The organism is Neisseria subflava (genome assembly GCF_005221305.1).
Taxonomy (GTDB): Bacteria; Pseudomonadota; Gammaproteobacteria; order Burkholderiales; family Neisseriaceae; genus Neisseria; species Neisseria subflava.
Genome location: NZ_CP039887.1, coordinates 1,670,742 through 1,690,002, shown reverse-complemented (window position 1 = coordinate 1,690,002; position 19,261 = coordinate 1,670,742). Strand labels below are relative to the sequence as shown.

The 19,261-nt window shown below is 49.5% G+C and carries 18 protein-coding genes and 2 pseudogenes; 7 read left to right on the top strand and 13 right to left on the bottom strand.

Annotation, left to right across the window (positions count from 1 at the left end; genetic code table 11):
* The first annotated feature begins 15 nt into the window (after positions 1-15).
* Complete coding sequence (locus FAH66_RS08205) at positions 16-2,745, top strand: lactoferrin/transferrin family TonB-dependent receptor (protein WP_137041280.1); 2,730 nt, start codon at positions 16-18, stop codon at positions 2,743-2,745.
* A gap of 91 nt (positions 2,746-2,836) precedes the next feature.
* A pseudogene (locus FAH66_RS08200) lies at positions 2,837-3,843 on the top strand (IS5 family transposase).
* 405 nt (positions 3,844-4,248) lie between these two features.
* Here FAH66_RS08200 and FAH66_RS08190 read toward each other — a convergent pair.
* Positions 4,249-4,782 (bottom strand): acyltransferase, encoded by a 534-nt coding sequence (locus FAH66_RS08190; RefSeq protein WP_167480330.1) that lies wholly within the window; start codon positions 4,780-4,782, stop codon positions 4,249-4,251.
* Between the two features lie 389 nt (positions 4,783-5,171).
* On the opposite strand from FAH66_RS08190, the gene FAH66_RS08185 reads away from it, so the two are divergent.
* The 3 genes from FAH66_RS08185 to FAH66_RS08175 all read left to right on the top strand — a co-directional run bounded on the left by FAH66_RS08185 (position 5,172) and on the right by FAH66_RS08175 (position 8,832).
* A complete protein-coding gene (locus FAH66_RS08185; RefSeq protein ID WP_137041278.1) occupies positions 5,172-5,942 on the top strand; it encodes an abortive infection family protein in 771 nt (256 codons plus the stop codon).
* Positions 5,943-6,016: 74 nt separating this feature from the next.
* On the top strand, positions 6,017-8,290 hold the full coding sequence (locus FAH66_RS08180; RefSeq protein ID WP_137041277.1) for a Tex family protein: 2,274 nt from the start codon (positions 6,017-6,019) through the stop codon (positions 8,288-8,290).
* 200 nt (positions 8,291-8,490) lie between these two features.
* On the top strand, positions 8,491-8,832 hold the full coding sequence (locus FAH66_RS08175; RefSeq protein WP_003683849.1) for a hypothetical protein: 342 nt from the start codon (positions 8,491-8,493) through the stop codon (positions 8,830-8,832).
* Positions 8,833-8,889: 57 nt separating this feature from the next.
* Here the strand turns inward: FAH66_RS08175 and FAH66_RS08170 are convergent.
* A pseudogene (locus tag FAH66_RS08170) lies at positions 8,890-9,779 on the bottom strand (LysR family transcriptional regulator).
* Between the two features lie 128 nt (positions 9,780-9,907).
* Here FAH66_RS08170 and FAH66_RS08165 point away from each other — a divergent pair.
* Entirely contained in the window at positions 9,908-10,303 is a 396-nt protein-coding gene (locus tag FAH66_RS08165) for a DoxX family protein (RefSeq protein ID WP_137041276.1), read from the top strand.
* 15 nt (positions 10,304-10,318) lie between these two features.
* Positions 10,319-10,924: a nitroreductase family protein gene (locus FAH66_RS08160; RefSeq protein ID WP_137041275.1), complete on the top strand. Its 606-nt coding sequence runs from the start codon at positions 10,319-10,321 to the stop codon at positions 10,922-10,924.
* A 110-nt stretch (positions 10,925-11,034) separates the two neighbouring features.
* Here FAH66_RS08160 and cysS read toward each other — a convergent pair whose 3' ends face one another.
* From cysS to FAH66_RS08105, 11 genes are all read right to left on the bottom strand, one after another.
* The gene (gene cysS / locus FAH66_RS08155; RefSeq protein ID WP_137041274.1) at positions 11,035-12,456 is read right to left on the bottom strand and encodes a cysteine--tRNA ligase; all 1,422 of its coding nucleotides are present in this window, start codon (positions 12,454-12,456) and stop codon (positions 11,035-11,037) included.
* 2 nt (positions 12,457-12,458) lie between these two features.
* Positions 12,459-13,091: a MutH/Sau3AI family endonuclease gene (locus FAH66_RS08150; RefSeq protein ID WP_079454083.1), complete on the bottom strand. Its 633-nt coding sequence runs from the start codon at positions 13,089-13,091 to the stop codon at positions 12,459-12,461.
* Positions 13,081-13,896, bottom strand: coding sequence for a DNA-methyltransferase (locus FAH66_RS08145; protein WP_137041273.1), 816 nt, complete (start codon positions 13,894-13,896; stop codon positions 13,081-13,083). The genes FAH66_RS08150 and FAH66_RS08145 overlap by 11 nt, the downstream gene beginning before the upstream one ends.
* Complete coding sequence (locus FAH66_RS08140; RefSeq protein WP_049350931.1) at positions 13,889-14,698, bottom strand: Dam family site-specific DNA-(adenine-N6)-methyltransferase; 810 nt, start codon at positions 14,696-14,698, stop codon at positions 13,889-13,891. Before FAH66_RS08140 ends, FAH66_RS08145 begins: the two co-directional genes overlap by 8 nt.
* 160 nt (positions 14,699-14,858) lie before the next feature.
* The gene (obgE, locus tag FAH66_RS08135; RefSeq protein ID WP_137041272.1) at positions 14,859-16,013 is read right to left on the bottom strand and encodes a GTPase ObgE; all 1,155 of its coding nucleotides are present in this window, start codon (positions 16,011-16,013) and stop codon (positions 14,859-14,861) included.
* Positions 16,014-16,156: 143 nt separating this feature from the next.
* Positions 16,157-16,645 carry a peroxiredoxin family protein gene (locus FAH66_RS08130; protein WP_137041271.1) on the bottom strand — a complete coding sequence of 163 codons (489 nt, stop codon included), beginning with the start codon at positions 16,643-16,645 and terminating at the stop codon, positions 16,157-16,159.
* On the bottom strand, positions 16,642-17,025 hold the full coding sequence (locus FAH66_RS08125; protein ID WP_070826656.1) for an acyl-CoA thioesterase: 384 nt from the start codon (positions 17,023-17,025) through the stop codon (positions 16,642-16,644). Before FAH66_RS08125 ends, FAH66_RS08130 begins: the two co-directional genes overlap by 4 nt.
* A complete protein-coding gene (locus FAH66_RS08120; protein ID WP_003681812.1) occupies positions 17,025-17,387 on the bottom strand; it encodes a hypothetical protein in 363 nt (120 codons plus the stop codon). The genes FAH66_RS08125 and FAH66_RS08120 overlap by 1 nt, the downstream gene beginning before the upstream one ends.
* Before the next feature lie 115 nt (positions 17,388-17,502).
* Positions 17,503-18,330 (bottom strand): MlaA family lipoprotein, encoded by an 828-nt coding sequence (locus FAH66_RS08115; RefSeq protein ID WP_137041270.1) that lies wholly within the window; start codon positions 18,328-18,330, stop codon positions 17,503-17,505.
* Positions 18,327-18,605, bottom strand: a complete 279-nt coding sequence (locus FAH66_RS08110) for an STAS domain-containing protein (RefSeq protein ID WP_137041269.1) — start codon at positions 18,603-18,605, stop codon at positions 18,327-18,329. Before FAH66_RS08110 ends, FAH66_RS08115 begins: the two co-directional genes overlap by 4 nt.
* Before the next feature lie 63 nt (positions 18,606-18,668).
* The gene (locus tag FAH66_RS08105) at positions 18,669-19,259 is read right to left on the bottom strand and encodes an MlaC/ttg2D family ABC transporter substrate-binding protein (RefSeq protein WP_137041268.1); all 591 of its coding nucleotides are present in this window, start codon (positions 19,257-19,259) and stop codon (positions 18,669-18,671) included.
* Positions 19,260-19,261: the final 2 nt, after the last annotated feature.

Sequence of the window (19,261 nt, the reverse complement as noted above, 5' to 3'; positions counted from 1 at the left end):
AAGTAGAGAAATGATATGAAACAGCAACATTTGTTCCGATTAAATATTTTATGCCTGTCGCTGATGACTGCGCTGCCTGCTTATGCGGATGTTTTACCGTCCGGACAAGTGTGGGAAAAGCAGCTCGATACCGTGCAGGTCAATGCGAAAAAACAGAAAACCCGCCGTGATAACGAAGTAACCGGGCTGGGCAAGCTGGTCAAATCTTCCGAGACGCTAAGTAAAGAACAGGTTTTGAATATCCGAGACCTGACCCGTTACGATCCGGGTATTGCCGTGGTCGAACAGGGTCGGGGCGCAAGTTCCGGCTATTCAATACGCGGCATGGATAAAAACCGTGTTTCCTTAACGGTAGACGGCGTTTCGCAAATACAGTCCTACACCGCGCAGGCGGCATTGGGTGGGACGAGGACGGCGGGCAGCAGCGGCGCAATCAATGAAATTGAGTATGAAAACGTTAAGGCCGTTGAAATCAGCAAGGGTTCGAATTCATCAGAATACGGAAACGGCGCATTGGCAGGTTCGGTCGCATTTCAAACCAAAACCGCAGCCGACATTATCGGAGAGGGAAAACAGTGGGGCATTCAGAGTAAAACTGCCTATTCTGGAAAAGACCATGCCCTGACACAGTCCCTTGCGCTTGCAGGACGCAGCGGCGGCGCGGAAGCCCTCCTTATTTATACTAAACGGCGGGGGCAGGAAATCCATGCGCATAAAGATGCTGGTAAAGGTGTGCAGAGTTTCAACCGGCTGATACCGGTCGAGGATACCCATCCGTACGCAAATTTCATTGTCGAAGAGGAATGTTCCAATGGATATGCGGCCTGTAAAGACAATGCGAAAAAAGATGCTTTGGCCAAAGATGAGCGCAAAACCGTCAGCACGCAGGATTATACCGGCCCCAGCCGCTTCCTTGCGGACCCGCTTGAGTATGGCAGCCAATCATGGCTGTTCCGACCGGGTTGGCATTTGGACAACCGCCATTATGTCGGAGCCGTTCTTGAACGTACGCAGCAGACCTTTGATACACGGGATATGACTGTTCCTGCCTATTTTACCGAGGCCGACCTGAATGAAAGTGTCCGGAGAAACGGTACGCCGAGCGGCTTTGGCAAATATTCGGGCAATAATAAGGCCGAAAGGCTGTTTGTTCAGGGAGAGGGCGGTACATTGCAGGGTATCGGTTACGGTACCGGCGTGTTTTATGATGAACGCCATACTAAAAACCGGTACGGGGTCGAATATGTTTACCATAATGCTGACAAGGATACCTGGGCCGATTACGCCCGACTTTCTTATGACCGGCAAGGTATAGATTTGGACAACCGTTTGCAGCAGACGCATTGCTCTCACGACGGTTCGGATAAAAATTGCCGTCCCGACGGCAATAAACCGTATTCCTTCTATAAATCCGACCGGATGATTTATGAAGAAAGCCGAAACCTGTTCCAAGCAGTATTTAAAAAGGCATTTGATACGGCCAAAATCCGTCACAATTTGAGTATCAATCTAGGGTACGATCGCTTTAAGTCGCAATTGTCCCACAGCGATTATTATCTGCAAAACGCAGTTCAGGCATATGGATCGAAAACTCCGGAAGGGGAGCAGTCGCCCAATGGAAGCCAAGGCAAACCGTATTGGGTGTCTATCGGCAAGACCACGGTCAATACATCGCCGATATGCCGTTTCGGCAATAACACCTATACAGACTGCACACCGAGGAATATCGGCGGCAACGGTTATTATGCAGCCGTTCAAGACAATGTCCGTTTGGGCAGGTGGGCAGATGTCGGAGCAGGCATACGTTACGATTACCGCAGTACGCATTCGGAAGATAAGAGTGTCTCTACCGGCACTCACCGCAACCTTTCTTGGAACGCAGGCGTAGTCCTCAAGCCTTTCACCTGGATGGATTTGACTTATCGCGCTTCTACGGGCTTCCGTCTGCCGTCGTTTGCCGAAATGTACGGCTGGAGAGCCGGGGAGTCTTTGAAAACGTTGGATCTGAAACCGGAAAAATCCTTTAATAGAGAGGCAGGTATTGTATTTAAAGGGGACTTCGGCAATTTGGAAGTCAGCTATTTCAACAATGCCTATCGCGACCTGATTGCATTCGGTTATGAAACCCGAACTCAAAACGGGCAAACTTCGGCTTCTGGCGACCCCGGATACCGAAATGCTCAAAATGCACGGATAGCCGGTATCAATATTTTGGGTAAAATCGATTGGCACGGTGTATGGGGCGGGTTGCCGGACGGGTTGTATTCCACGCTTGCCTATAACCGTATCAAGGTCAAAGATGCCGATATACGCGCCGACAGGACGTTTGTAACTTCATATCTCTTTGATGCTGTCCAACCTTCACGATATGTATTGGGTTTGGGTTACGACCATCCTGACGGAATATGGGGCATCAATACGATGTTTACTTATTCCAAGGCAAAATCTGTTGACGAACTGCTAGGCAGCCAGGCGCTGTTGAACGGTAATGCCAATGCTAAAAAAGCAGCATCACGGCGGACGCGGCCTTGGCATGTTACGGATGTTTCCGGATATTACAATATCAAGAAACACCTGACCCTGCGCGCAGGCGTGTATAACCTCTTCAACTACCGGTATACCACTTGGGAGTCTGTAAGGCAGACTGCCGAAGGAGCAGTCAATAGGCACAATAATGTCGGTAGGTATAACCGCTACGCCGCACCGGGACGAAATTACACCCTGACTTTGGAGATGAAGTTTTAACCTAAGCAACCGTGCATCAAGGCAATAGGAGACCTTTGCAAAATCCCCCCAATCCCCTAAATTCCCACCAAGACATTTAGGGGGATTTCTCATGAGCACCTTCTTCCAACAAACCGCACAGGCCATGATTGCCAAACACATCGACCGCTTCCCACTATTGAAGTTGGATCAAGTGATTGATTGGCAGCCGATCGAACAATACCTGAATCGTCAAAGAACCCGTTACCTTAGAGACCACCGCGGACGTCCCGCCTATCCACTGCTATCCATGTTCAAAGCCGTCCTGCTCGGACAATGGCACAGCCTCTCCGATCCCGAACTCGAACACAGCCTCATCACCCGCATCGACTTCAACCTGTTTTGCCGTTTCGACGAACTGAGCATCCCCGATTACAGCACCTTATGCCGCTACCGCAACCGGCGGCGCAAGACAACACCCTGTCCGAACTGCTGGAACTGATTAACCGCCAACTGACCGAAAAAGGCCTAAAAGTAGAGAAAGCATCCGCCGCCGTCATTGACGCCACCATTATTGAGACCGCCGGCAGCAAACAGCGTCAGGCTATAGAAGTGGATGAGGAAGGACAAGTCAGCGGCCAAACCACACCGAGCAAAGATAAAGATGCCCGTTGGACAAAGAAAAACGGCATCTACAAACTCGGTTACAAACAACATACCCGTACAGATGCGGAAGGCTATATCGAGAAACTGCACATTACCCCCGCCAATACCCATGAGTGCAACCATCTGTCGCCTTTGCTGGAAGGTATAGCCGAAGATACGACCGTCTATGCCGACAAAGGCTATGACAGTGCGGAAAACCGACAACATCTGAAAGAACATCGGTTGCTGGACGGCATTATGCGCAAAGCCTGCCGCAACCGTCCGCTGACGGAAGCGCAAACCAAACGTAACCGATATTTGTCGAAAACCCGTTATGTGGTCGAACAAAGCTTCGGTACGCTGCACCGTAAATTCCGCTATGCGCGGGCAGCCTATTTCGGGCTGATTAAAGTGAGTGCGCAAAGCCATCTGAAGGCGATGTGTTTAAACCTGTTGAAAGCGGCTAACAGGCTAAGTGCGCCTGTTAGCGCCTAAAAGGCGGCTCGGATGCCTGATTAATCAGGTATACAAGGATAATTAAGGGGGTATTTGAGTAGAATCAGTGGATATTTGAAACAAAAACAGCCGAAAACCTGTGTTTGGATTTCGGCTGTTGGAGGAAAGGCTTTTTTGCAAAGGTCTCAGGCCGTCTGAAAGTGTTCAAGACGGCCTATCTATATTTTAAAGTATAAATTATGAATTGTTTCAGTTGGAAATTGATGGGTTGCTTACACTCTTATGCAAAACGGCTTTTATCTTCTGCCTGAAAGGATTGTTTTAGGATTTCGGATTATCAAGAACTATGTTGTCGTGCCATTCGTCATTTTTAACAATACCTAAAATCCTAAAATTGATCTTCAGGCAGAAAAGGAAAAGTGTAAAAAAAAACGCTAGGATTTCTTATATATCCGGATAAGCAATTTCATCTTCTGCGTATGGATTATTGAGCAAAAGAGGGCGTTTCCAGAAAATATTTTCACGCACCACTTTTGCAGGCACGCCAGCCAGTACACAGTTTTCAGGAAACTGTTTCTTGGCTAGAGAAAATGCCCCCAACACACAACCGTTACCAATATGTGCACCACCTAACACGGTTGCGCCATAGGCTAGCCACACATGGTCACCGATAAAAATATCTTTGGAACGGTTGAGTCGTTTGCCGGTGTCTAAATCATAGATACCATGCGAATCATCGGTACGGATTTGGTTGTTGGTAGCCAGTATACAATCATTGCCGATATGGATATTGGTTTTTTCGGCACAAGTTACATAAACGGGATTGGTGCTAGTTACGCCATTACCAATTTTAATGTTGCAATCATGGCCAACACGAAATGTGCCGAAAATACCGGCTTTTTCTCCAATGCTGAAGGTTCCGTTATTGCCTTTAAATTCAATAAAAGTATTTTTTAAGGCTGAGTTGTTGTGTAGCACAACACGATTATTTTTACCGAAAAATTGGACTTGTACATTATGCAGGCTTATTTTTCTCAACCTGTGGTGTAAACAACGCAACGTGTTCCTACACTTAAAGCTTTGTTTCTTAAATCCGCAGAGTATGCCATGGTTAGACCTTCAAAGTTGAGTATTGTACTATTTTATTTTTAATTTACTATAATCACTTTTTCAGACGACCTTCCCTACACCATATCTCGAAAATTATTACCTTGAGCAAACGAGATATACTACTCAAATAAAACCTTTTAGCACAAATATCTCGTCAGATAGGAATAGACAATATTGCCACGCTTAAAGCGTTGAGGCTTTACTGTATATTCAAGCCGCCTGAGGTGAATAGACTAAATGAACAAATAGGTATAAAAATGCAAGATTTATTAATTCAAGCGCAAAGTCTACAAAATTTATTAATTTCTCGTGCTACTGGTGGAATTACATCCGCCAACGAAAGAGAATCTAATGCACAATATTTGCAGCTAAGGCAATTATTTATCACAAACAAAGAATTTGAAAAATACATCCCAACTTTTTTACTTACATGCAGGGATTTACATCAATTTTGGAATGAAGTAAAAGCACCGCGATTTGAGAAATACGCAGAGCGCAGAGATTTTATTTATAAAGAATTTGAACCATTATTGAATTTTATAGAATTTAGTTATAGCAAGACTTGTCCTTCTGATGAATTAATCAATCAAAGCATTAAAAAACTCGATGCTATACATATAGAAAATGCTTGGAAAAAGGCTCTCGAAAGACGGATTGATGACCCAGAAGGAGCAATTACATCTGCACGAACACTGATAGAAAGTGTATGCAAATATATCTTAGATGAAGCAAAAATTACTTACGATGACAGACAGGATTTACAAAAACTGTATAAACAAACAGCCGAATATCTCAACCTTGCACCATCACAACATACGGAAGATATTTTCAAGCAAATACTAGGTGGCTGCACTGCTACCATTGAAGGATTAGGTGCATTACGAAACCGTTTGAGCGATGCGCACGGTAAGGGAAAAATAGGAGTTAATCCCAAGCCCCGTCATGCACAATTAGCCGTTAATTTATCAGGAGCACTGGCAATTTATTTACTTGAAACTTGGGAACACAAACAAAATCCTCAAAAATAACCTTTCAGGTTACCTGAAAATTTCATTTCAACCTGCACCCCAAAAAGCAGCCTGCATCCATCAAAAGGACCCCCATGAACATCACCCAAATCCTCTCTCAAGAACTCTCCGCCACCGCCGCGCAAATTACCGCCGCCGTTTCTCTTTTGGACGACGGCGCGACCGTGCCGTTTATCGCCCGCTACCGCAAGGAAGCCACGGGCGGGCTGGACGATACGCAGCTACGCCAGCTTGCCGAGCGGCTGCAATACCTGCGTGAGTTGGAAGAGCGCAAAGCCGTTGTGTTAAAAAGCATTGAAGAGCAAGGCAAGCTTTCAGACGACCTCAGGGCGCAAATCGAAGCCGCCGACAATAAAACCGCGCTGGAAGACCTGTATCTGCCCTACAAGCCCAAACGCCGCACCAAAGCACAAATCGCGCGCGAACACGGTTTGCAGCCGCTGGCGGACGTGTTGCTTGCCGAGCAACCGCAAGATGTGGAAGCCGCCGCGCAGGGCTACCTGAACGAAAACGTCCCCGACACCAAAGCCGCGCTGGACGGCGCGCGCGCGATTCTGATGGAGCAGTTTGCCGAAGACGCGGAACTCATCGGCACGCTGCGCGACAAGCTGTGGAACGAAGCCGAAATCCACGCGCAAGTCGTTGAAGGCAAAGAAACCGAAGGCGAAAAATTCAGCGATTATTTCGACCACCGCGAACCCGTGCGCGCCATGCCCAGCCACCGCGCGCTGGCGGTTTTGCGCGGCCGCAACGAAGGCGTGTTGAACATCGCGCTCAAATACCAGCCCGACGACACGCCGATTACCCAGCAAAGCGAATACGAGCAACTCATCGCCCGCCGTTTCAAGGTTTCAGACGGCCACAAATGGCTGCGTGACACCGTGCGCCTGACTTGGCGCGCGAAAATCTTTTTGTCGCTGGAACTCGAAGCCTTAGGCCGTCTGAAAGAAGCCGCCGATACCGACGCGATTACCGTGTTCGCCCGCAATCTCAAAGACTTGCTGCTCGCCGCGCCCGCCGGACGGCTGACCACGCTGGGGCTCGATCCCGGCTACCGCAACGGCGTGAAATGCTCCATAGTGGACGACACGGGCAAGCTGCTGGATACGGTCATCGTCTATTTGCACCAAGAAAACAATATGTTGGCAACGCTGTCACGCCTGATTAAACAACACGGCGTGAAGCTCATCGCCATCGGCAACGGCACTGCCAGCCGCGAAACCGACAAAATTGCGGGCGAACTGGTGCGCGGAATGCCGGAAATGGGGCTGCACAAAATCGTCGTCTCCGAAGCCGGCGCGTCGATTTATTCCGCGTCCGAACTGGCGGCGCGCGAGTTCCCCGACTTGGACGTTTCCCTGCGCGGCGCGGTGTCCATCGCCCGCAGGCTGCAAGACCCGCTTGCCGAGTTGGTCAAAATCGACCCCAAATCCATCGGCGTGGGGCAGTATCAGCACGACGTGAACCAAAGCCAGCTCGCCAAATCGCTGGACGCAGTGGTCGAAGACTGCGTGAACGCCGTCGGCGTGGACGTGAACACCGCCTCCGCCCCGCTCTTGGCGCGGATTTCCGGTTTGAATCAAACCCTTGCCCAAAACATCGTTGCCTACCGCGATGAAAACGGCGCGTTCGACAGCCGCAAAAAACTGCTGAAAGTGCCGCGTTTGGGCGAAAAAACCTTCGAGCAGGCGGCGGGCTTTTTGCGGATTAACGGCGGCAAAGAGCCGCTGGACGCAAGCGCCGTCCACCCCGAAGCCTACCCCGTCGTCGCCAAAATGCTGGCGCAACAAGGCATTACCGCCGCCGAACTCATCGGCAACCGCGAGCGCGTGAAGCAAATCAAAGCGTCCGACTTCACCGACGAACGCTTCGGCCTGCCGACCATTCTGGACATCCTGTCCGAGCTGGAAAAACCCGGCCGCGACCCGCGCGGCGAGTTTCAGACGGCCTCCTTCGCCGAAGGCATCCACGAAATCAGCGACTTGCAAGTCGGCATGATACTCGAAGGCGTGGTTTCCAACGTCGCCAACTTCGGCGCGTTCGTGGACATCGGCGTCCATCAGGACGGCTTGGTGCACATCTCCGCCCTGTCCAATAAATTCGTCCAAGACCCGCGCGAAGTCGTGAAAGCCGGCGACGTGGTGAAAGTGAAAGTGCTGGAAGTCGATGCTGCCAGAAAACGCATCGCGCTGACCATGCGCTTGGATGACGAACCGGGCGGCGCAACCAAAGGCAACAGGTCGTCTGAAACCCGACATCAGGAACGCCGCGACCGCAAACCCCAACGCAACGACCGCGCCCCAACCAATTCGGCGATGGCGGATGCGTTTGCGAAGTTGAAGCGTTAAGGTAGAAAACCAATTGAAGGCCGTCTGAAAAGTGATGTTCAGACGGCCTTTATCGTATGGGGCGAATGAGATAATTGGTGGAATGGATATAGTAATGCGCCCGTTGAATGTTACCGATACATTTTGTAGTGGGTATCTGCAAATAAGCGTATAGTTCCAAATATTACAAATCCATCATCACAACCCAAGGAGTTCAAACCATGAAACCTGTTTTGTTTGCCGCGTTGATTTCCTGTTTCTCCGTTGCTGCGTATGCGGCCTGTACCGACAGCCAGCAGCAGTGCGTGATTTATAAAAACGGCAATGTTGCGACAGAAGGCGGCTGTACGGTCAGCAAGTGTCAAAGTGCCGATGCACAAGTGTTGAAATGGAAGCTGAAAAACGGCAAAGGCGTAACCGTGGAAATCGGAAAAAACGGTAAGGTTTTGGTGAACAAGAAACCGGGTGCGAAAGCGAACAACAGCAATGCGTCAGGCATGGGTTTGACATGCTATGCCGCCGATGCGGACAAACGCGAACAGTTCTGCTCGACCAATTATTGATTGGATTGTTGCTTTGATTAAAGGCCGTCTGAAAAGTGTTTCAGACGGCCTTGATGTTTATCCTTCCGATATTTTTTCATTGAGAAAGTCGATAAAGCTGCGTACTTTCGCGCTGAGAAAGGCCCTGTCGACATAAGTGGCGTTCAGTTGGTCTGCCCAGATGGTGTAATCGGGCAGGAGTTGGATCAATGTGCCGTCCTTCAATTCCTGCTGAACTGCCCAAAGGGGCTGATAGCCTATGCCTGCGCCTGCTTTAATCAGCTCGCGGATCATCAATGTGTTGTCGCTGCGGATAACCGGGGAGAGATGGAGAATGGCTTTTTCTGCGGTAGCGCGGTGGGTAATTTCCTGGTCTTGTTGACTGGTATAGGAAGGCAGGATGGCTTGGTGCTGCATGACGGCTTCGGGTGTATCGGGTGTGCCGTGTCGGGCAAGATAGTCGGGGCGGCAAGCAGAACGAACTCGATTTTGGCCAGCGGTTTGACGATCAGCGAAGGGGAGGGGGTTTTGGAAACGCGCAAGGCGAGATCGAAGCCTTCGGCGATAAGGTCGATATGGCGGTTGTCGAGGACGAGGTCGAGCGTGACTTTGGGATAACGCTGGCGGTATTCGGCCAACCATGCGCTCATATTACCGCCTGCAAACCACAGGGGCATGGTTACGCGCAACATACCTTGCGGCGTGTCGGCGCCGCCTGCCGCTTTTTGGGCGGCGGTGTCCAAGGTATCCAGCGCGTAGCTGCATTGGCGGTAGTATTCTTCGCCTGCTTCGGTCAGGTGGAGGTTGCGGCTGTTGCGGTGTAAGAGCTTGGCTTGAATGGTGTTTTCCAGATGGCTGACGTGTTCGCTGGCCATGGCGGTGGAGATGTCGAGCTGATCGGCGGCACGGGTAAAACTGCCGCTTTGAACCACTTGGCGGAAAACTTTTAGGCTGAATAGGGTATCCATGATTTCTTATTAGGAAACGTTGTATCAACAATTCGAGTATATATCTCTTACTGGGAATTATCTATACTGCACTTATTGAAATTGCTCACTACCTCTTTCAGGTAGCCATTAAAATAAGGATTATTAAGATGTCAGCCCTCAAATCATTCCAACCTATTGTATTGTCTGTCTTGCGTATTGTTGCGGCGTATCTGTTTTTGCTGCATGGCACGGCCAAGTTTTTCAGTTTCCCGATGTCCATGGGCGGCGCACCTGAAGGCTTGATGCTGGTGGCCGGTATTTTGGAAATTGTCGGCGGTATCTTATTGATATTGGGCCTGCTTACCCGTCCGACCGCGTTTATTTTGTCCGGTCAGATGGCTGTCGCCTACTTTATGGCCCACGCGTCTTCCGGTAATGTTTTGTTCCCATTGGCCAACCATGGCGAATCTGCCGTTTTGTTTTGCTTCGTGTTTTTGTATCTGGCAGTAGCCGGTGGCGGAGCGTGGGCTTTGGATAATGTTTTTGGTAAAGATAAAGATTAATTTAAGGAAAAGATCATGACTTATTCTGTTTTGCAACAAGCTGCTGAAACCCGTCGTTCTATCTATGCATTGAACAATATCCTGCCTCTGTCCAATGAGGAAGTAACCAAAATCATCGAACACGCCGTTTTGCATACGCCGTCTGCTTTCAATTCGCAATCTGCCCGAGTGGTCGTATTGTTTGGCGAAGAACATGCCAAAGTGTGGCATTTTGTCGAAGAAGCGTTGCGTGCGGTTGTTCCTGCCGAGCAGTTTGAAGCCACTGCACAAAAACTGAACTTGTTTAAAGCAGGCGCGGTGACAGTTTTGTTCTTTGAAGATCAAGATGTTGTCAAAGGTTTGCAAGAGCAGTTCCCATCTTATGCGGCCAACTTTCCGATCTGGGCGGATCAGGCAAATGCCATGGTTCAATATGCCGTTTGGACAACATTGGCGGCTACCGGTATCGGCGCCAATCTGCAACACTACAATCCGCTGCCTGATGCGGCTATTGCTAAAGAATGGAATCTGCCGGAAAGCTGGTTGTTGCGTGCGCAAATGGTGATTGGCGGTATCGCGGCTCCAGCCGGTGAAAAAACCTTCCAACCAATCGAAGGCCGTCTGAAAGTATTCGGCGCATAAATGAAATGATGTTTTACATAAAGGGCGCGATGTTTGCGCCTTTTTTGAAATTGCAAAATAAAAGGCCGTCTGAAAACAGTTTCAGACGGCCTTTTATCTATGCCATTAAATCAACCGCGGCGCCAAGTCGTACCGCCGGCGTTGTCTTCCAGAATAATTTTGTGTTCGTTCAGAAGGTCGCGGATACGGTCGGATTCCTCCCAGTTTTTATCCGCGCGTGCCTGTTTGCGTTGGGCGATCAAATCGTCGATTTCCTCGTTGGACAGGCCGTCTGAAACAGCACCGCCTTGCAGAAATTCAATCGGATCGCGTTGCAACAGGCCGATGATACCGCCCAAAGCTTTCAGGCAGCCGGCGAGGTGGGCGTCATTGGTTTTGTTCACTTCACCTGCCAGTTCGAACAACACGGCAACTGCTTCAACCGTACCGAAATCGTCGTTCATGGCGGCGTAGAAACGGTGGGTGTAGTCATTGGCGTTTTCAGACAAATCAAACTCAGCTGCTGGTGTGTTTTTCAACGTGGTGTACAGACGGGTCAGCGCACCTTTTGCGTCGTCCAAATGCGCGTCGGAGTAGTTCAACGGGCTGCGGTAGTGGGCGCGCAGGATGAAGAAACGCACGACTTCCGGGTCGTATTGTTTCAACACTTCGCGGATGGTGAAGAAGTTGCCCAACGATTTGGACATTTTTTCGCCGTCCACACGGATGAAGCCGTTGTGCAGCCAGTATTTGACATGGCTGGCAATGCTTTGACCGTGGTGGGTTTGCGCGTGGTCGTGGCCGCAGGTATGACCGCTGGCGCCGACGCTTTGGGCGATTTCATTTTCATGGTGTGGGAACTGCAAGTCCGCGCCGCCGCCGTGGATGTCGAAAGTATCACCGAACAGGTTTTCACTCATGGCAGAGCATTCAATATGCCAACCCGGACGGCCGTTGCCCCAAGGGCTTTCCCATGCCGGTTCGCCTGCTTTGGCCGCTTTCCACAACACAAAATCAAGCGGATCGCGTTTGAAACTGTCTACTTCCACGCGCTCGCCTGCGCGCAGGTCATCCAACGATTTGCCCGACAATTGGCCGTAAGCGGAAAATTCGCGCACGGCGTAGTAAACGTCGCCGTTTGCGGCAGGATATGCCTTGCCGTTTTGAATCAGGGTTTCAATCATGGCAATCATTTGCGGAATATTTTCTGTTGCCTTCGGCTCAATATCCGGACGCAACACACCCAAAGCATCGGCATCTTCGTGCATAGCCTGAATGAAACGCGCGGTCAGCTCGCCGATGGTCTCGCCGTTTTCAGCTGCGCGGGCAATGATTTTGTCGTCGATATCGGTGATGTTGCGCACATAAGTGAGCGGATAACCGCACTCGCGCAACCAGCGGGCAATCATGTCGAATACCACCATCACGCGGGCATGGCCTAAGTGGCAATAGTCGTAAACAGTCATGCCGCAAACGTACATACGCACGTTTTTAGGATCGATGGGATAGAAGGATTCTTTTTGACGGGTAAGGGTGTTGTAGATGGTGGTCATGTTTAATTTTCTGTACTATTTAAATTAATGAATTTAGCCAAAAATGAAGGACGAGCATAAAATGCTCTGGATGTAGAACCATGTCCTGATCCTTTTGTTCTTGGTTGGATATATATACCCATCTTGCCTGTCAGGAAATTAAATCCTTTATTTGGGTCTAGAATGGTCTGACGTACTAAATTGTAATCAGCTTTTACTGATTCATATAAATCAGAACCTTCATTCAAATCAAATTCGACAATATCATAAACAAAACTAGGGTCATCAACAGTTCTCCCAACAGTTCTTGCAACAACGACTGCTTTTTTTAATTTTGATAGTAAGTGGCTATCTTCAAATTCTTTCTGACAAACATTGACAGGATCAATCATAGTAATAGCCATCGTTTCTTTGAATGCTAATCTACCATTTCTTAGGGTTTTTATTGGGATAGATTTTAATTCCCATGAACCGAAGTTGGGTGATTGGGCAGAATTTAACGGCAACTCCAAAAAACGTTCTACTACATGTCCCGCCCAACCTTTATTAACTTTTCCTGATGGAGCATAGACAGTAACATTATATTCTCTTGCTAAATCATGTAGGTTCTTTCCAAGTAAATCCTGCATTTTCACAATAGCCTCTCTACGTTCCATTAGTTATCCTTTTCTCTGCCAATTCAAAAAAATTTTGCTTCATCTCACATCCGCAAAATTTCCGTCCATTTTTTATAGCAGCAACGCCTGTTGTTCCACTGCCCATAAATGGGTCGAAAATCAAATCGCCAACATTAGATGCAGCTAATATACAGCGCTCTAGCAATGCTAGCGGTTTTTGCGTTGGGTGTTTACCGAACGTTTTTTCCGTTTTGTTTGGTGGCGGGAACATCCAGACACTTTTCATCTGTTTGCCATTGTTTTGTATTTTCATCATGTCGTAATGGAAAATATGCTTTGCCTTCTTATCTTTCTTTGCCCATAACAGTGTTTCGGTGGAATGGGTAAAAAATCGGCAGGACAAATTAGGTGGGGGATTAGATTTTTCCCAGGTAATATTGTTCAGAATATGATACCCGATGGTCTGCATCAAGTAGCCGATCAGATAAATATTATGAAATGTGCCACATACCCAAATCGTGCCGTTCGGTTTTAGCAAGGCATAGCATAAGCGCAGCCATTCTTCGTAAAAAACTAAATCCGCCGCCATGCCTTTAGATTTATCCCAACTACCTTTATTGACGGAAACCATTTGCCCGTTTTGGCAGGTAAAGCCATCATTGGATAAAAAATAAGGAGGATCGGCAAAAATCATATCAAAACAGCCATCCGAGTGTTTGTCCAAGATACGGCGCATCACATGAAGAGAGTCTTCGTTATAAATAATGGAGTCGTCTGAAACCAGTTTTTTCAGACTGCGTCCATAATGTGCTACTTCTTCCGATAGTTTGTTAAATTCACTCATAAATTGCTAGTAATTCTCCGACTTTTTTCCTACTGCTTCCTTTGGCGGCAATACTGCGTTGAACTTCGACTGTTTTAATAACAGCACCACGGTAAATCTCACGGGTAAATGTGGTATCGTGATTGGAAATTAGAATACCGTGCGCCCGCCGTGCTGTTTGTTTGGCAGTTTCTGCCAAGCGTTTTTGTTCGTCCAAATCGAAACCGCTTTTGGAGTAGGAGGTAAAGGACGAGGTTTCGCTCAAAGGTGCATAAGGTGGGTCGCAATAAATGGTGTCGCCATCTTCCGCTGCATCTAATGCCGTCTGGAAATCGCTGCAGGTCAAATCTATCCGTTCGGATTTCTGTACAAAAGCCTGCATTTCGGTTTCGGGAAAATAAGGAGATTTGTAGCGTCCGAACGGTACGTTGAAACAGCCTTTGCTGTTGTAACGGCACAATCCGTTGAAGGCATGGCGGTTCAGATAAACAAACAGAGCTGCGCGCTCAATGGTGTCAGTACTGTGGTTAAATCTGTCACGTAAGTCATAATATTTTTTTTCGTTATTATTTTCAGGGATAAAGAAAGAATGTGCGTAGTCGATAAAACTATGTTTTTCTGTTTTTAAGTTTGAAAACAGAACAATCAAGTCAGTATTAATGTCATTGAGCAAATACCTCTCAAAATCCAAAGACAGTGATAAGGCAGCAGAGCCTGAAAACGGTTCAATCAGGCGTTTTCGTTTTTTTGTGGGGATGTGGGTTTCAATAAAGGGGACAAGTTTATACTTCCCTCCAGCCCATTTCAGAAAGGGTTTGGACATATCTTGCTCATAGCCGCCCGTAAGCGGCTATATCATATTCGGTTACTTAATAATCGCCCGTAGACGATTAGCTTGTTCGTGGTAGTTACGATTCTTTCTAAGAATACTTTGTTGAATTTCAGACGGCCTTTTACGTCATCAATAGGCCGTCTGAAATTTTTTACTCCGGCTTAAATACACCTGTGTCCGTTTTAGGCTGCTGCTCGGCAATTTCGGCTTTTGCCGCTGCCTGTTCCGCTTCTGCTTTTTCGGCTTCGATGCGTTTTTTCTCGGTCAGGTATTGGTTGATTTGGTGTACCAACTCCTGCGTGCCTTGGTGGGTCAATGCGCTGATTTGGAAGAGGCGTGGGGTTTCCATGTCGAATTGGAAGCGGTCGTCTGGTTTTGGGTAGTCCCAGCCGATGGCTTCGAGGAAGGCGGCGCTACGCGCTTGGGCTTCTTCTTCATCGAGCATGTCGAGTTTGTTCAGTACCAGCCAGCGCGGTTTGTCGTAGAGCTCTTCGTCGTATTTGCGCAATTCGTTGATGATGGCGAGGGCTTCTTCTGCTGGGTTGACGGCTTCGTCAAAGGGAGCCAAATCGACGACGTGCAACAGCAGGCCGGTACGCGATAAGTGTTTGAGGAAGCGGTGGCCGAGGCCTGCGCCTTCTGCCGCGCCTTCAATCAGGCCGGGGATGTCTGCCATGACGAAGCTGTGGTTTTCGTCGATGCGCACGACGCCCAAGTTCGGATGCAGGGTGGTGAAGGGGTAGTTGGCGATTTTGGGGCGTGCGGCGGATACGGCGGTAATCAGGGTGGATTTACCGGCGTTAGGCATGCCCAACAAGCCGACATCGGCGAGAACTTTAAGCTCGAGTTGCAGGGAGCGGGTTTCGCCTTCTTCGCCGGGTGTGGATTGTTTGGGTGCGCGGTTGACGGAGGATTTGAAGTGGATGTTGCCCAAGCCGCCTTTGCCACCTTTGGCGAGACAGACGCGCTGGCCGTGATAAGTGAGGTCGGCGACGATTTCGTCGGTATCGAGGTCGCGGATAAGGGTGCCGACGGGCATTTTGAGGACGATGTCGTCCGCACCTGCGCCGTAGCGGTCGGAGCCGTGGCCTTTTTCGCCGTTTTTGGCTTGGTAGCGTTTGACGAAGCGGTATTCGACGAGGGTGTTGGTGTTTTCGTCGGCTTCTGCCCAAACGCTGCCACCTTTGCCACCGTCGCCGCCGTCAGGGCCGCCGCGGGGTACGAATTTTTCGCGGCGGAAACTGGTTGCGCCATTACCGCCTTTGCCTGCGGCGACTTCGATTTTTGCTTCGTCGATAAATTTCATGATGTTCTCTTATGGGTATTCGGTTGTTTCAGACGGCCTTTGTTGATAGAGGAGCTTGGTGTCTGAACGGATAAAATGTTGCTTATTATAAAGGATATTTCGGTTTTAGGCCGTCTGAAATATGGTTTCAGACGGCCTTGGATTTATTGGGTGAGGGCTTGGTCGATTTCTTGATAGAGTTGGGAGAAATTGGGTTCGCCAACGTAGGTTTTGAGGATGTTGCCGTTTTTGTCGATCAGGACGGAAGTCGGGTAAACCTGTGTGCCAAAGGCTTTTGCGGCAGTTTTGTCGGTATCGTACATGACGGTGAAAGGCAGGCCGTATTCTTTAACGTACTGATGGACGCTCTCAATAGGGTCAATGGGCTGTGCTATGCCGAGGACTTGGAAGTTTTTGCCTTGATAATCTTGGGCGGTTTTGATGATTTTAGGCATTTCGCTCACGCAACCGGGGCAGGAGGGAAACCAGAAGTTGATGAGGGTGACTTTGCCTTTCAAGTCGGCGTTGGTAATACTTTTGCCTTGCAGGTCGGGCAGGGCGAAATCAGGGGCGGCTTTGTTGCTGGGGATAAGGACGAAGGTAAGAAGCGCGCCAATCGTGGCAACGACAAGGAGTGTGAGTATTTTTTTCATGATTCGAGGTTTTGAATTGCGTGTGCTAAGGTTTGAGGAACGCTGATGCTGCGGCCGCTTTCGCTGCTGACGGGCATAAGGGTAACTTCGGCTTCGATGGCGGCTTTGCCGTTGGGCAGGGTCGCGGTTTGGCTAAGGATGATGTGGCGTGTGCCGATGTCTTTCAGACGGCCTGTGAAGGTTAAAACATCGCCTTCAAGCGACGGACGGCGGTAGCGGATATCGACGCGTGCAACAACGAGCATGATGCCTTCGAGTTCGGACAGAAGGTCATGCTCTTGAAAAAACGTCCAGCGCGCTTCTTCGAGAAATTCGAGATAGCGCGCATTGTTGACGTGGCCGTAGCCGTCGAGGTGGTAGTTGCGGACGGTCAGTTTCATCAGTTGAGATTGATGGGTTGGAACTCTTCGCGTGCGATTGGTTCGTGTTCGAGGTCGGTAATCACGGTAGAGAGTTGGATGTCGAACCATTCGTTGAAAATGTCAGCATCCAAATCCGGCCATTCGCTTTCGTCTTCGCACCAGTCGGCCAATTCGGCAGCAAAAATATCTTCAAAACGCGCTTCGATTTCATCCCATACTTCGTCGGCAGTTTCGCACGGGCGAACGAGGTAGGAATTGGCATCGGCTTGAATGTCTTCCAGTGTCAGGCCATCCAAGTGATTGCCGGGCAGGGATTTCAGCCAGTTCCAAAAAGGATCGAGGGGGATAAGCAGGAAGACGCTGCGGTTGACTTCGTACATGGTGTTTTCCTTGGTTTCTGTATAGTTGAATGATATAGCAAAGGTGGTGGACTGGCTATCTTTTGGGGGATAAAGGCCGTCTGAATTTCAGACGGCCTTTAATTTATGGAAACCATCAGGGATTTTCTGATGGTGTTTGATACAGGGTTTGAGGATTGGCTGTATCGGGGATTTCTGCCGGAGCGGTTTGGGGTGCTGCTACCGGTTCGGAAGAGGCGTTGCTGTCCACCAAGTCATCGATGTCGATGTTGTCGTCTTCGCTTTGAGGGAGCGTGCCGCCGGTTTGTTGGGTGCGGACTTTCATGTAAAGGTCGCGTGTGTAGCTGTATTTGTCGATGGCTGCACCTTCTAGGCTGTCGGTCAGGTCGAGCAGTTCTTCACGGGTATTGATGGCTTGCAGACCGGTCGTGCTCCAGCGTCCTGCACTGGTGTGAAAGACGGCGTTTTTAACCGGATAGACGGTGGTAACGGCGTTGCCGACGGTATCGCGTACGGTAGACGGGCCGAGTAGGGGGACGACGAAGTAGTTGCTGTTTTTCCAGCCCCATGAGGCGAAGGTGTCGCCGAGTGTGTTTTTATTGCTGGGTACGCCGCCTGCACCGGCTATGTCGATTAAACCGCCAAGGCCGAAGGTGGTGTTGATGCCGACGCGGACGAGGTCTTCGCTGGCGCGTTTGACGTCAAGGCGCAGCACATTGCTGCCGAAGCTGACGACATCGCGCAGGTTGTTGAAGAAGTTGCTCACGCCGGTACGTACCGGTTTGGGCGTTACTTTGCGATAACCGCGTGCGACAGGGGAAAGGACGTATTTGTCTGCTTTGTCGTTGAACTTGGAAACGGTACGGTTGTAGCCTTCGTAAGGATCGGCCGGATTGCGTTCGGCAAGTGCGGGAGTGGAGGCAAGGCTGATGAGGAGGCAGAGTGAAGCGGTGGTTTTTTTCATGATTGCAACCAGTCTTTGATTTCGTAAAGTTCGGCCAGTGCGCGGACGGAATTGGGAATGTTTTGAATGGTCGGTTTTTTATCTGTCCGGCGCAGAGCGTTGAGCAGCAGGGAAACGCAGGCGGAATCTGCTTTGCCTACTTGGCTGAAGTCTATGCTGTCTGTTTCTTTCAGACGGCATTGCTGTTCGTAGCGCGCAAAGGCGGAGGCAGTCAGGGTTTTGACGGTAACGTCGCCGCTGATGTAGAGCGTGCCGTTGCGGATTTCTGTTTGCATGGTGTCTTTATGATGTAAGGCACCATGCCGTCTGAACATCAGGCGGCATGGTGCGGGGGTGGATTATTTACCGCCGTTTTTGGCTTTCAAGTCGGCAATTAGGCCGTCGATGCCTTTGGCTTTGATGGTTTCGCCGAATTGGTTGCGGTATACGGTAACCAGGCTTGCGCCTTCGACTGCGACATTGTATGCGCGGTATTTGCTGCCGCTTTGGTAGGTGGTGAAGTCCATGTTGACCGGTTTTTGGCCGGAAACGTTGATTTCGGCGCGGACAACGACTTCTTTACCGCCTTTGTTTACGACCGGGTTGTCTTTGATGTTGACCTTGGCGTTTTTGAATTTCAGCATGGTGCCGGAGTAGGTGCGGATCAGCAGGGTTTGGAACTCTTTGGTCAACGCTTGTTTTTGTGCGTCAGTTGCTGTACGCCATGGGTTGCCGACAGCCAAAGCGGTCATGCGTTGGAAGTCGAAGTAGGGAATGGCGTAGGCTTCGGCTTTTTGGCGTGCGGTGTTGGCCTCGCCGCTGTTGAGGATTTTCAGCACTTGAACGGAGTTTTCACGGACTTGGTTGACTGCGTCGGCAGGAGAGGCAAATGCCATGCTGATGCTCAATACGCCGATGCTCAATGCGCTGATGAAGGATGTTTTTTTCATGG